The sequence below is a fragment of the Shewanella sp. QJM3NY_23 genome (genome assembly GCF_056173105.1).
The window spans coordinates 175,365-190,438 of the sequence record NZ_CM149657.1 but is presented as its reverse complement, the minus strand read 5'-3'; the positions used below and the strand labels follow the sequence as shown (position 1 = coordinate 190,438).

The 15,074-nt window shown below is 48.4% G+C and carries 1 protein-coding gene, 1 tRNA gene and 6 rRNA genes; all 8 read right to left on the bottom strand.

What is annotated here, in order from left to right; genetic code table 11:
• Positions 1–8: 8 nt before the first annotated feature.
• The 8 genes from AC0VXX_RS00930 to AC0VXX_RS00895 all read right to left on the bottom strand — a co-directional run bounded on the left by AC0VXX_RS00930 (position 9) and on the right by AC0VXX_RS00895 (position 14,578).
• Positions 9–1,280 carry a CinA family nicotinamide mononucleotide deamidase-related protein gene (locus tag AC0VXX_RS00930; protein WP_110458992.1) on the bottom strand — a complete coding sequence of 424 codons (1,272 nt, stop codon included), beginning with the start codon at positions 1,278–1,280 and terminating at the stop codon, positions 9–11.
• A gap of 789 nt (positions 1,281–2,069) precedes the next feature.
• Positions 2,070–2,185: ribosomal RNA gene (gene rrf, locus AC0VXX_RS00925) — 5S ribosomal RNA — on the bottom strand.
• A gap of 173 nt (positions 2,186–2,358) precedes the next feature.
• A 23S ribosomal RNA gene (locus tag AC0VXX_RS00920) occupies positions 2,359–5,252 on the bottom strand.
• 351 nt (positions 5,253–5,603) lie between these two features.
• A 16S ribosomal RNA gene (locus tag AC0VXX_RS00915) occupies positions 5,604–7,148 on the bottom strand.
• Together the 16S, 23S and 5S rRNA genes form the textbook arrangement of a ribosomal RNA operon.
• A gap of 2,206 nt (positions 7,149–9,354) precedes the next feature.
• Positions 9,355–9,431 (bottom strand) — tRNA-Asp (locus tag AC0VXX_RS00910).
• A 78-nt stretch (positions 9,432–9,509) separates the two neighbouring features.
• Positions 9,510–9,625: ribosomal RNA gene (rrf, locus tag AC0VXX_RS00905) — 5S ribosomal RNA — on the bottom strand.
• A gap of 172 nt (positions 9,626–9,797) precedes the next feature.
• Positions 9,798–12,691: ribosomal RNA gene (locus AC0VXX_RS00900) — 23S ribosomal RNA — on the bottom strand.
• 340 nt (positions 12,692–13,031) lie between these two features.
• Positions 13,032–14,578 (bottom strand): 16S ribosomal RNA (locus AC0VXX_RS00895).
• Positions 14,579–15,074 lie beyond the last annotated feature (496 nt).

Sequence of the window (15,074 nt, the reverse complement as noted above, 5' to 3'; positions counted from 1 at the left end):
CTTAATCACTATTCGACTCTATGGTAATAACCATAATCAACAATCACCGCTTGCTGTAACAGTGCACGTCGTAACATATCGAAAGCTACCGCAGTGCTTAGGGCGCGTACTAGCTCCCTAGATCGTCCCGGAAACTTGAGCATTTGACTATAGGTGCCACTTTCCGTGGCCAGTGCGATAGCGACAGTACCAACTGGCTTTTGCTCTGTCCCCCCATCTGGGCCAGCAATGCCGCTAGTTGCCAAAGCATAATCACTGTTTAAAAGACCTCGCACACCTTGCGCCATCTCAGTGACAGTCGCGATTGAGACGGCCCCATGCTCATCGAGTGTGGTCGATTTGACCCCGAGCACCTTTATCTTAGACTCGTTACTGTAAGTGACTAATCCTTGATGTAAATAACCAGAACTCCCTGCAAAAGCCACAAGATTGTTAGCAATCATGCCTCCCGTACAAGACTCTGCTACGCTCAAACTGCTTGCTTGCTCAAGGAGCAACTGATGCACGACCTTAGCTAATGAATCACTATTATCCGCCACCACACACTCACCGAGCTGCTGCTTTATAACAGCAACAACCTCTGGTAATTGTGCAATCGCCTCGGCCCCACGAGCAAATAATTTAATTTCGATATATGGCATAAACGAGCGATAACCTAAAGTCAGCCCATCCGGTAAGCTTAACTGCTCAAGCTGATTAGCCAACACGGATTCACCACTGCCAATAGTTAATAATTTATAAACTTCAACTTCGACATGGGTATCACTAAGTTGCTTAACAAATGGAATAAATTGCTCTTCAACCATACGTTTAAATTCAAATGGCACGCCTGGCGTAAAGAATAACCAAGCTCGATTGAGCTTTACCCTAAAACCACAAGCCGTGCCCACTGGGTTATCAACCATGATTGCCGACTCAGGTAGCAGCGCCTGCTTAAGGTTACTTGGCGGCATTTGACGACCATTTCGAGTGAACCACTCTTCAAGACGAGCACGCCACTCTGCACACTCAACCAATGGTTCACCTTTAGCATTGGCCATAGCTAACGAAGATAAATCATCACTGGTCGGCCCTAAGCCACCATTAACCAAAATAATATCAGCGTGTTGGCTTCTTTCTTGAAAGACCTGTACCAAATCATCCAATCTATCGCCAACGGTGACACGTTGCTGCATCTCTATGCCATGATCCATCAATGCATTGGCTGCCCACGCGGCATTGGTATCTACAATCTGTCCTGAAAGCACCTCTTCACCAGTGCAAATCATCTCTATTTTCATATCTATCCCTTGAGACCACGTACTTATCTTGCCATAAGGTAGGCAACACAAGATTCAATAGCAATAGTATTTTCGACCAATAGACAGTTCCTCTAGGTAGTATCGACATTAATGCGTTGACTCTTCGGCGTCAAAAATCCATGGACGCAGTTTATAACCACTTCACACACTGTGTTGGCAGCCTTGGGCTGTATTGTGCTTTTCACGCTCCTATATGAATATAGCAAGCAGCATAGTTACTAGAAACAGACAAGGTAAGCCCAAATACAAAAAGCCCGCTGCGTTAGCAACGGGCTTTATAGACTATCTTTCCTTTCGAGCTTGCCCACACTATGACCATTGGCGCAGAACTATATAGATGTAGGAAATTGCAGGAATAATTGACTACCAAGCCAGTATCAAGTTTTGTTTGATAACTGCAGATGTCTCACTATCCCCCCATGTTCGTAAACGAAAAATCCCCCACACAGAGTGCTGAGGAGTCCGCTCAGCGGCGGTCGATCGCCAAGGATGGTGGAAGTGTCAATATGGTATAGGGCATTTATCAACCGACATCGGAGTGATTCTTTTTGCTTTATTAGGCGTCTGTCATGGTCAGCTTCGATCTAGCTCTCCGCGTTCAGCTCCAGCATCAAGCTGCGCTTGATAAGCGCAGACGCTTCACCCTACTCTACATGGGTTTGAGCCTCACTACGTTCGGACTTTTTATTTCCCCATGTTCGAGTGGTTAGCTCCAGGCTAAAACGAAAAAAGCCCGTTGCATTAGCAACGGGCTTTATCGTATTAGGCGTCTGGAAATGACCTACTCTCACATGGGGAGACCCCACACTACCATCGGCGCGATTGCGTTTCACTTCTGAGTTCGGGATGGGATCAGGTGGTACCACAATGCTATGGTTTCCAGACAAATTTTTGCTATTACTTTCAGCTTTTTAAAAGCTAAAGGTAAAAAATCTAGAAAGCTGCTCTCGGCTCTGTATCTCAAGAAGCAAGAGAGTTTAAAATTGAGTCACACTAAATCAAGTGGCGGTATTCTTTCGCTAAAGTTAACCATTAACTGGAAACCCTTTTGGGTTGTATGGTTAAGCCTCACGGGTCATTAGTACAAGTTAGCTCAACGCCTCACAACGCTTACACACCTTGCCTATCAACGTAGTAGTCTCCTACGGCCCTTTAGAGGACTTAAAGTCCTAGGGATGACTCATCTTAGGGCTCGCTTCCCGCTTAGATGCTTTCAGCGGTTATCGATTCCGAACGTAGCTACCGGGCAATGCCATTGGCATGACAACCCGAACACCAGCGGTTCGTCCACTCCGGTCCTCTCGTACTAGGAGCAGCTCCCTTCAATCATCCAACGCCCACGGCAGATAGGGACCGAACTGTCTCACGACGTTCTGAACCCAGCTCGCGTACCACTTTAAATGGCGAACAGCCATACCCTTGGGACCGACTTCAGCCCCAGGATGTGATGAGCCGACATCGAGGTGCCAAACACCGCCGTCGATATGAACTCTTGGGCGGTATCAGCCTGTTATCCCCGGAGTACCTTTTATCCGTTGAGCGATGGCCCTTCCATTCAGAACCACCGGATCACTATGACCTGCTTTCGCACCTGCTCGACGTGTATGTCTCGCAGTTAAGCTGGCTTATGCCATTGCACTAACCGTACGATGTCCGACCGTACTTAGCCAACCTTCGTGCTCCTCCGTTACTCTTTGGGAGGAGACCGCCCCAGTCAAACTACCCACCAGGCACTGTCCTCAACCCCGATTCAGGGGCCAGAGTTAGAACATCAACACTACAAGGGTGGTATTTCAAGGTTGACTCCACAAGAACTGGCGTTCCTGCTTCAAAGTCTCCCACCTATCCTACACATGTAGGGTCAATGTTCAGTGCCAAGCTATAGTAAAGGTTCACGGGGTCTTTCCGTCTAGCCGCGGGTATACGGCATCTTCACCGCAATTTCAACTTCACTGAGTCTCGGCTGGAGACAGCGTGGCCATCATTACGCCATTCGTGCAGGTCGGAACTTACCCGACAAGGAATTTCGCTACCTTAGGACCGTTATAGTTACGGCCGCCGTTTACCGGGGCTTCGATCATGAGCTTCTCCGAAGATAACCCAATCAATTAACCTTCCGGCACCGGGCAGGCGTCACACCGTATACTTCCTCTTGCGAGTTTGCACAGTGCTGTGTTTTTGATAAACAGTTGCAGCCACCTGGTATCTGCGACTCCCGTCAGCTTAGAGAGCAAGTCTCATCACCAACAGGAGCGTACCTTCTCCCGAAGTTACGGTACCATTTTGCCTAGTTCCTTCAGCCGAGTTCTCTCAAGCGCCTTGGTATTCTCTACCCAACCACCTGTGTCGGTTTGGGGTACGATTCCTGCTAACCTGAAGCTTAGAAGATTTTCCTGGAAGCATGGCATCAACTACTTCAGTTCCGTAGAACCTCGTCGTCAACTCTCAGTGTATGTGCACCCGGATTTGCCTAAGTGCACCACCTACAGCCTTAAACGCGGACAACCAACGCCGCGCTAGCCTAGCCTTCTCCGTCTCTCCATCGCAGTTAGCAGAAGTACAGGAATATTAACCTGTTTCCCATCGACTACGCCTTTCGGCCTCGCCTTAGGGGTCGACTCACCCTGCCCTGATTAACATTGGACAGGAACCCTTGGTCTTTCGGCGTGGGGGTTTTTCACCCCCATTATCGTTACTCATGTCAGCATTCGCACTTCTGATACCTCCAGCGTGGGTTACCCCTTCACCTTCAACGGCTTACAGAACGCTCCTCTACCGCACTAGCGCAAGCGCTAGTACCCATAGCTTCGGTGTATTGCTTAGCCCCGTTAAATCTTCCGCGCAGGCCGACTCGACTAGTGAGCTATTACGCTTTCTTTAAATGATGGCTGCTTCTAAGCCAACATCCTAGCTGTCTAAGCCTTCCCACATCGTTTCCCACTTAGCAATAACTTTGGGACCTTAGCTGATGGTCTGGGTTGTTTCCCTTTTCACGACGGACGTTAGCACCCGCCGTGTGTCTCCCGAGTAGTACTCATTGGTATTCGGAGTTTGCAAAGGGTTGGTAAGTCGGGATGACCCCCTAGCCTTAACAGTGCTCTACCCCCAATGGTATTCGCTCGAGGCGCTACCTAAATAGCTTTCGAGGAGAACCAGATATCTCCCGGTTTGATTGGCCTTTCACCCCCAGCCACAAGTCATCACCGCATTTTTCAACATACGTGTGTTCGGTCCTCCAGTTGATGTTACTCAACCTTCAACCTGCCCATGGCTAGATCACCGGGTTTCGGGTCTACACCTTGCAACTAAACGCGCAGTTAACACTCGGTTTCCCTACGGCTCCGCTATTCGCTTAACCTCGCTACAAAATGTAAGTCGCTGACCCATTATACAAAAGGTACGCAGTCACGGTCTCAAGAACCGCTCCCACTGCTTGTACGTATACGGTTTCAGGTTCTATTTCACTCCCCTCACAGGGGTTCTTTTCGCCTTTCCCTCACGGTACTGGTTCACTATCGGTCAGTCAGGAGTATTTAGCCTTGGAGGATGGTCCCCCCATGTTCAGACAAGATGTCACGTGTCCCGTCCTACTCGTTTTCACGTAAAGTTAGTTTTCATGTACGGGGCTATCACCCTGTGCCGCTGTGCTTTCCAACACATTCCACTAACACCCTCTACGCTTAAGGGCTAATCCCCGTTCGCTCGCCGCTACTAGGGGAATCTCGGTTGATTTCTTTTCCTCCGGGTACTTAGATGTTTCAGTTCCCCGGGTTCGCCTCACAACACTATGTATTCATGTTGTGATACATGCTTATGCATGTGGGTTTCCCCATTCGGACATCGTTAGCTCAAATGCTTGTTACTAGCTCGCCAACGCTTTTCGCAAGTTACTACGTCCTTCATCGCCTCTGACTGCCAAGGCATCCACCGTATACGCTTAGTCACTTAACCATACAACCCAAATGAGTTTCACAAACTAATGTTTACAAAACACATCCTATCAAGCGGGTAAGCTTGATGGGTGTATCGCAACTAATGGTGTTTACTTTCGCCAAAAGAATACTCATGAATCATCATTACAATAATTCGGCACTTGATTTAAGTGTTTGAGAACTCAATTTTAATTTTCGCGTCAATGCTACAAATAACCACGTACAAGTACGTCATTATCCCTTTCACATTAACACTATCAGCTTTCCAAATTTTTAAAGAACAAGCATCGCCGTTAAGACGTGCCACCTGCTCTAACAAGAACAAGTTATCTGTGTGAACACTCAACAAACATTAAGTTAGTCGTATAGGTAAGGAGGTGATCCAGCCCCAGGTTCCCCTAGGGCTACCTTGTTACGACTTCACCCCAGTCATGAACCACACCGTGGTAAACGCCCTCCCGAAGGTTAAGCTATCTACTTCTGGTGCAGCCCACTCCCATGGTGTGACGGGCGGTGTGTACAAGGCCCGGGAACGTATTCACCGTGGCATTCTGATCCACGATTACTAGCGATTCCGACTTCATGGAGTCGAGTTGCAGACTCCAATCCGGACTACGACAAGCTTTGTGAGATTAGCTCCACCTCGCGGCTTTGCAACCCTCTGTACTTGCCATTGTAGCACGTGTGTAGCCCTACTCGTAAGGGCCATGATGACTTGACGTCGTCCCCACCTTCCTCCGGTTTATCACCGGCAGTCTCCCTAAAGTTCCCACCATTACGTGCTGGCAAATAAGGATAAGGGTTGCGCTCGTTGCGGGACTTAACCCAACATTTCACAACACGAGCTGACGACAGCCATGCAGCACCTGTCTCAGAGTTCCCGAAGGCACTAAGCTATCTCTAGCGAATTCTCTGGATGTCAAGAGTAGGTAAGGTTCTTCGCGTTGCATCGAATTAAACCACATGCTCCACCGCTTGTGCGGGCCCCCGTCAATTCATTTGAGTTTTAACCTTGCGGCCGTACTCCCCAGGCGGTCTACTTAATGCGTTAGCTTGGGAACCCAGTGCTCAAGGCACCAAATTCCGAGTAGACATCGTTTACGGCGTGGACTACCAGGGTATCTAATCCTGTTTGCTCCCCACGCTTTCGTACCTGAGCGTCAGTCTTTGTCCAGGGGGCCGCCTTCGCCACCGGTATTCCTTCAGATCTCTACGCATTTCACCGCTACACCTGAAATTCTACCCCCCTCTACAAGACTCTAGTTTGCCAGTTCGAAATGCAATTCCCAGGTTGAGCCCGGGGCTTTCACATCTCGCTTAACAAACCGCCTGCGTACGCTTTACGCCCAGTAATTCCGATTAACGCTTGGACCCCTCGTATTACCGCGGCTGCTGGCACGAAGTTAGCCGGTCCTTCTTCTGCGAGTAACGTCACACCTAAACGCTATTAACGCTTAAGCTTTCCTCCTCGCTGAAAGTGCTTTACAACCCGAAGGCCTTCTTCACACACGCGGCATGGCTGCATCAGGCTTGCGCCCATTGTGCAATATTCCCCACTGCTGCCTCCCGTAGGAGTCTGGGCCGTGTCTCAGTCCCAGTGTGGCTGATCATCCTCTCAGAACAGCTAGGGATCGTCGCCTTGGTGAGCCATTACCTCACCAACTAGCTAATCCCACCTAGGTACATCCAATCGCAGAAGGCCCGAAGGTCCCCTCTTTTCCCCCGTAGGGCGTATGCGGTATTAGCAGTCGTTTCCAACTGTTATCCCCCTCGACTGGGCAGTTCCCTAGGCATTACTCACCCGTCCGCCGCTCGTCAGCAAAGAAAGCAAGCTTTCTTCCTGTTACCGCTCGACTTGCATGTGTTAGGCCTGCCGCCAGCGTTCAATCTGAGCCATGATCAAACTCTTCAATTAAAGTTTTGTTGTTTGACTTACGTCAAACGGCTCAACGAATTCTGTTCGAACTAATCTTGCGATTAATTCTTTGTACATATTGCTATGAACACTCATCACCTCTCGTGAGAGAAAGTGAAAGAATTGGTTGATTTAATTCTTTGATTGCCAACCCGAAGGATAGGCAATTTCGATTAACTCAACACCTGTGAGTGTCCACACAGATTTCTTGTTCCATCTTGTTAAAGAGCGCTGCTAACATCAGAGCAATTAATGCGTTAAGTTAGCTGCCGTTGACGCTAGGTCGTTGGCTTAGGGATGCGTATTCTACACGTCCCGTTGTTGGCGTCAAGTGCTTATTTTAAGAAGTTTTCCAAGCGATGTTTTCTTAAACAGAAGTCATCAATCGAAGCTCTTAAAAGCGCTTATCACCTGAATTAAATCTCCGAAGAGTTTAACTCGCATCTCTTTGTTAAAAGAGATACTGACTTAGCTGCAAGTCCCGTACTACCTAGGTAGTTGGCCTGCTGTGCCGTGTCAGTGGATGCGCATTATAGGCAGTTCTCGGTTAGGCGCAAGGGCTTTTTCCACTAAAAAAGTAATTAGTTTTTATACCTCACTTAAGCACATACCTTGCACTAGTTACGCACAGGTTTACCCACAAAATCACAACCATACGCATAAACCAATCAAACTCAATGCACTGCTATCACAGCCAAACAAGGTTTTCGGCATATAGTAATAGCCTCCTACAACATCGCATATTGTGTATAGCAACGGCAATTAGCTATCCTGATTAAACTTAACCGAGAGTTGAAGCACTTATTTCGCCACGCTATGGCTTGGACGCATTGACAGTGATAGTGAAGAGGTCAAGGAGTGAGCACAAGGTTATACCAATTCCATTAATTTAGTTTATCGGATTAACCAAGTCTCAAAAACAAAGTGAAATAACTCTGTTTTGAGACTTGGTAGGATGGAGCTCTGGCCAATAGGGCTCTATATGCATGATGGTGAGGTTTTCAAATTCATCTGCGAGAGCGCTTTTATGCCAGCTTGCCTGATCCATAATGACTACACTGTCGGTGTAGCTTGTGAAATGAGTTTGAGTCGCTCCTTCATTCCTTCGCTATTGCTTACAGGAGTGACTATGGCTTCAGCTTGTCATGTCGTGACACATACTGACCCAAATAAATGCGCGTACTCAAACTGCTGTTATTGCACCGCTCTAGGCGTGTTCCTTTCTCTGCGCATATTCGGACGTCTTTTAGCGCAGCATGCTCAGAGATCTTAAGGATCGTTCCCATTCGGAATTTGTTTAAAAGCTTCTTGGGCTTCTATTGACTGTTTTGGGGCTTAAAGCGGATCGAGATCCAACTACAACCTAATTTAATGCAATAGTCGATAAATCTAGGGGCTTAGCAAAAATCTGATACTTGAGACCTAAATATCTCTCAATATAGAAAGATATATTTCCCTTTTACACGGCCGTCATCAGATTTAACAGCATTAGCTGTAAGGTGATTTTTGGTTTGTATCTAGTAACAATGCTGCTTGTTATATTCATATAGGAACGCGAAAAGCACAATAGCCAATACCGTGTGTGAAGTCGTTATAAACTGCGTCCATGGTTTTTTGACGCCAACGGGTAATCACATTAATATCGATACTACCCTGAGAATCTGTCTATTACTTGCAACCTCTGTTCCTCAGATAACCGATTAAGACCTACTAGAATGAGGTTTTCTTGAAGGGCTTAGACCCCTATCTAGGTATGCTTTAACCCGCTTATTGATACATATTCGACTCACATTAAGAAATTTAGCGATTTCTATACTGCTTTTTACCTTCAATGAAATGGAATACATTGAGGTAACGCATTCTGAGCCTAGCGTTAGATGTGGGCTTAATTGACTTGGGAAAGACGAGCTTAATAATGGCTTCCTTCTTGAGCCGGTATTAGATCACAACATTAATGTGATTGGTATTCTAAAGAGCCATAAACACTTGGGATAGGGTGAATGCCAAACAATGTCGGCAACATAGTTGTTCCAGCTGAACGACTAAGTGCATGAATGCACCAATGTCACGTAGACCATGGACGCTCGAGAGTGACCGCTGCTTTAGCAACGCCTTACGCACTACACTTAGTACCATCGTTATCATTTCTCTGAGAAACAAATACGAAAAAGCCCTTAGCATTGCTGCTAAGGGCTTATCGTAATGTTGGCGGAGCGGACGGGACTCGAACCCGCGACCCCCGGCGTGACAGGCCGGTATTCTAACCAACTGAACTACCGCTCCTTTAGACCGAAGTCTAAATTCTTTTATCGTCGCTAGCGTGTCATGGCTAGGAGACGTGCTCTATTGAGCTTATTAGGCGTCTGGAAATGACCTACTCTCACATGGGGAGACCCCACACTACCATCGGCGCGATTGCGTTTCACTTCTGAGTTCGGGATGGGATCAGGTGGTACCACAATGCTATGGTTTCCAGACAAATTTGGGCTATTACTTTCAGCTTTTTAAAAGCTAAAGGTAAAAAATCTAGAAAGCTGCTCTCGGCTCTGTATTTCAAGAAGCAAGAGAGTTTAAAATTGAGTCACACTAAATCAAGTGGCGGTATTCTTTCGCTAAAGTTAACCATTAACTGAAACCCTTTTGGGTTGTATGGTTAAGCCTCACGGGTCATTAGTACAAGTTAGCTCAACGCCTCACAACGCTTACACACCTTGCCTATCAACGTAGTAGTCTCCTACGGCCCTTTAGAGGACTTAAAGTCCTAGGGATGACTCATCTTAGGGCTCGCTTCCCGCTTAGATGCTTTCAGCGGTTATCGATTCCGAACGTAGCTACCGGGCAATGCCATTGGCATGACAACCCGAACACCAGCGGTTCGTCCACTCCGGTCCTCTCGTACTAGGAGCAGCTCCCTTCAATCATCCAACGCCCACGGCAGATAGGGACCGAACTGTCTCACGACGTTCTGAACCCAGCTCGCGTACCACTTTAAATGGCGAACAGCCATACCCTTGGGACCGACTTCAGCCCCAGGATGTGATGAGCCGACATCGAGGTGCCAAACACCGCCGTCGATATGAACTCTTGGGCGGTATCAGCCTGTTATCCCCGGAGTACCTTTTATCCGTTGAGCGATGGCCCTTCCATTCAGAACCACCGGATCACTATGACCTGCTTTCGCACCTGCTCGACGTGTATGTCTCGCAGTTAAGCTGGCTTATGCCATTGCACTAACCGTACGATGTCCGACCGTACTTAGCCAACCTTCGTGCTCCTCCGTTACTCTTTGGGAGGAGACCGCCCCAGTCAAACTACCCACCAGGCACTGTCCTCAACCCCGATTCAGGGGCCAGAGTTAGAACATCAACACTACAAGGGTGGTATTTCAAGGTTGACTCCACAAGAACTGGCGTTCCTGCTTCAAAGTCTCCCACCTATCCTACACATGTAGGGTCAATGTTCAGTGCCAAGCTATAGTAAAGGTTCACGGGGTCTTTCCGTCTAGCCGCGGGTATACGGCATCTTCACCGCAATTTCAACTTCACTGAGTCTCGGCTGGAGACAGCGTGGCCATCATTACGCCATTCGTGCAGGTCGGAACTTACCCGACAAGGAATTTCGCTACCTTAGGACCGTTATAGTTACGGCCGCCGTTTACCGGGGCTTCGATCATGAGCTTCTCCGAAGATAACCCAATCAATTAACCTTCCGGCACCGGGCAGGCGTCACACCGTATACTTCCTCTTGCGAGTTTGCACAGTGCTGTGTTTTTGATAAACAGTTGCAGCCACCTGGTATCTGCGACTCCCGTCAGCTTAGAGAGCAAGTCTCATCACCAACAGGAGCGTACCTTCTCCCGAAGTTACGGTACCATTTTGCCTAGTTCCTTCAGCCGAGTTCTCTCAAGCGCCTTGGTATTCTCTACCCAACCACCTGTGTCGGTTTGGGGTACGATTCCTGCTAACCTGAAGCTTAGAAGATTTTCCTGGAAGCATGGCATCAACTACTTCAGTTCCGTAGAACCTCGTCATCAACTCTCAGTGTATGTGCACCCGGATTTGCCTAAGTGCACCACCTACAGCCTTAAACGCGGACAACCAACGCCGCGCTAGCCTAGCCTTCTCCGTCTCTCCATCGCAGTTAGCAGAAGTACAGGAATATTAACCTGTTTCCCATCGACTACGCCTTTCGGCCTCGCCTTAGGGGTCGACTCACCCTGCCCTGATTAACATTGGACAGGAACCCTTGGTCTTTCGGCGAGGGGGTTTTTCACCCCCTTTATCGTTACTCATGTCAGCATTCGCACTTCTGATACCTCCAGCGTGGGTTACCCCTTCACCTTCAACGGCTTACAGAACGCTCCTCTACCGCACTAGCGCAAGCGCTAGTACCCATAGCTTCGGTGTATTGCTTAGCCCCGTTAAATCTTCCGCGCAGGCCGACTCGACTAGTGAGCTATTACGCTTTCTTTAAATGATGGCTGCTTCTAAGCCAACATCCTAGCTGTCTAAGCCTTCCCACATCGTTTCCCACTTAGCAATAACTTTGGGACCTTAGCTGATGGTCTGGGTTGTTTCCCTTTTCACGACGGACGTTAGCACCCGCCGTGTGTCTCCCGAGTAGTACTCATTGGTATTCGGAGTTTGCAAAGGGTTGGTAAGTCGGGATGACCCCCTAGCCTTAACAGTGCTCTACCCCCAATGGTATTCGCTCGAGGCGCTACCTAAATAGCTTTCGAGGAGAACCAGATATCTCCCGGTTTGATTGGCCTTTCACCCCCAGCCACAAGTCATCACCGCATTTTTCAACATACGTGTGTTCGGTCCTCCAGTTGATGTTACTCAACCTTCAACCTGCCCATGGCTAGATCACCGGGTTTCGGGTCTACACCTTGCAACTAAACGCGCAGTTAACACTCGGTTTCCCTACGGCTCCGCTATTCGCTTAACCTCGCTACAAAATGTAAGTCGCTGACCCATTATACAAAAGGTACGCAGTCACGGTCTCAAGAACCGCTCCCACTGCTTGTACGTATACGGTTTCAGGTTCTATTTCACTCCCCTCACAGGGGTTCTTTTCGCCTTTCCCTCACGGTACTGGTTCACTATCGGTCAGTCAGGAGTATTTAGCCTTGGAGGATGGTCCCCCCATGTTCAGACAAGATGTCACGTGTCCCGTCCTACTCGTTTTCACGTAAAGTTAGTTTTCATGTACGGGGCTATCACCCTGTGCCGCTGTGCTTTCCAACACATTCCACTAACACCCTCTACGCTTAAGGGCTAATCCCCGTTCGCTCGCCGCTACTAGGGGAATCTCGGTTGATTTCTTTTCCTCCGGGTACTTAGATGTTTCAGTTCCCCGGGTTCGCCTCACAACACTATGTATTCATGTTGTGATACATGCTTATGCATGTGGGTTTCCCCATTCGGACATCGTTAGCTCAAATGCTTGTTACTAGCTCGCCAACGCTTTTCGCAAGTTACTACGTCCTTCATCGCCTCTGACTGCCAAGGCATCCACCGTATACGCTTAGTCACTTAACCATACAACCCAAATGAGTTTCACAAGGAAACAAACTTTATCAAGCGGGTAAGCTTGATGGGTGTATCGCAACTAATGGTGTTTACTTTCGCCAAAAGAATACTCATGAATCATCATTACAATGATTCGGCACTTGATTTAAGTGTTTGAGAACTCAATTTTAATTTTCGCGTCAATGCTACAAATAATCACGTACAAGTACGTCACTATCCCTTTCACATTAACACTATCAGCTTTCCAAATTTTTAAAGAACAAGCATCGCCGTTAAGACGTGCCACCTGCTCTAACAAGAACAAGTTATCTGTGTGAACACTCAGCAAATATTGAGTTAGTCGTATAGGTAAGGAGGTGATCCAGCCCCAGGTTCCCCTAGGGCTACCTTGTTACGACTTCACCCCAGTCATGAACCACACCGTGGTAAACGCCCTCCCCGAAAGGTTAAGCTATCTACTTCTGGTGCAGCCCACTCCCATGGTGTGACGGGCGGTGTGTACAAGGCCCGGGAACGTATTCACCGTGGCATTCTGATCCACGATTACTAGCGATTCCGACTTCATGGAGTCGAGTTGCAGACTCCAATCCGGACTACGACAAGCTTTGTGAGATTAGCTCCACCTCGCGGCTTTGCAACCCTCTGTACTTGCCATTGTAGCACGTGTGTAGCCCTACTCGTAAGGGCCATGATGACTTGACGTCGTCCCCACCTTCCTCCGGTTTATCACCGGCAGTCTCCCTAAAGTTCCCACCATTACGTGCTGGCAAATAAGGATAAGGGTTGCGCTCGTTGCGGGACTTAACCCAACATTTCACAACACGAGCTGACGACAGCCATGCAGCACCTGTCTCAGAGTTCCCGAAGGCACTAAGCTATCTCTAGCGAATTCTCTGGATGTCAAGAGTAGGTAAGGTTCTTCGCGTTGCATCGAATTAAACCACATGCTCCACCGCTTGTGCGGGCCCCCGTCAATTCATTTGAGTTTTAACCTTGCGGCCGTACTCCCCAGGCGGTCTACTTAATGCGTTAGCTTGGGAACCCAGTGTTCAAGACACCAAATTCCGAGTAGACATCGTTTACGGCGTGGACTACCAGGGTATCTAATCCTGTTTGCTCCCCACGCTTTCGTACCTGAGCGTCAGTCTTTGTCCAGGGGGCCGCCTTCGCCACCGGTATTCCTTCAGATCTCTACGCATTTCACCGCTACACCTGAAATTCTACCCCCCTCTACAAGACTCTAGTTTGCCAGTTCGAAATGCAATTCCCAGGTTGAGCCCGGGGCTTTCACATCTCGCTTAACAAACCGCCTGCGTACGCTTTACGCCCAGTAATTCCGATTAACGCTTGGACCCCTCGTATTACCGCGGCTGCTGGCACGAAGTTAGCCGGTCCTTCTTCTGCGAGTAACGTCACACCTAAACGCTATTAACGCTTAAGCTTTCCTCCTCGCTGAAAGTGCTTTACAACCCGAAGGCCTTCTTCACACACGCGGCATGGCTGCATCAGGCTTGCGCCCATTGTGCAATATTCCCCACTGCTGCCTCCCGTAGGAGTCTGGGCCGTGTCTCAGTCCCAGTGTGGCTGATCATCCTCTCAGAACAGCTAGGGATCGTCGCCTTGGTGAGCCATTACCTCACCAACTAGCTAATCCCACCTAGGTACATCCAATCGCAGAAGGCCCGAAGGTCCCCTCTTTTCCCCCGTAGGGCGTATGCGGTATTAGCAGTCGTTTCCAACTGTTATCCCCCTCGACTGGGCAGTTCCCTAGGCATTACTCACCCGTCCGCCGCTCGTCAGCAAAGAAAGCAAGCTTTCTTCCTGTTACCGCTCGACTTGCATGTGTTAGGCCTGCCGCCAGCGTTCAATCTGAGCCATGATCAAACTCTTCAATTAAAGTTTTGTTGTTTGACTTACGTCAAACGGCTCAACGAATTCTGTTCGAACTAATCTTGCGATTAATTCTTTGTACATATTGCTATGAACACTCATCACCTCTCGTGAGAGAAAGTGAAAGAATTGGTTGATTTAATTCTTTGATTGCCAACCCGAAGGTTAGGCAATTTCGATTAACTCAACACCTGTGAGTGTCCACACAGATTTCTTGTTCCATCTTGTTAAAGAGCGTTGCTAACATCAGAGCAATTAATGCGTTAAGTTAGCTGCCGTTGACGCTAGGTCGTTGGCTTAGGGATGCGTATTCTACACGTCCGGTTGTTGGCGTCAAGTGCTTATCTTAAGAAGTTTTCCAAGCGATGATTTCTTAAACAGAAGTCATCAATCGAAGCCCTTAAAAGCGCTTGTCACCTGAATTAAATCTCCGAAGAGTTTAACTCGCTAACACCGCTGCAAGTCCCGTACTACCTAGGCAGTTGGCCTGCTGTGCCGTGTC

Bases quoted from the DNA above. Each gene is read 5' to 3' on its own strand.
- AC0VXX_RS00930 (WP_110458992.1), bottom strand. From the start codon at position 1,280: ATGAAAATAGAGATGATTTGCACTGGTGAAGAGGTGCTTTCAGGACAG.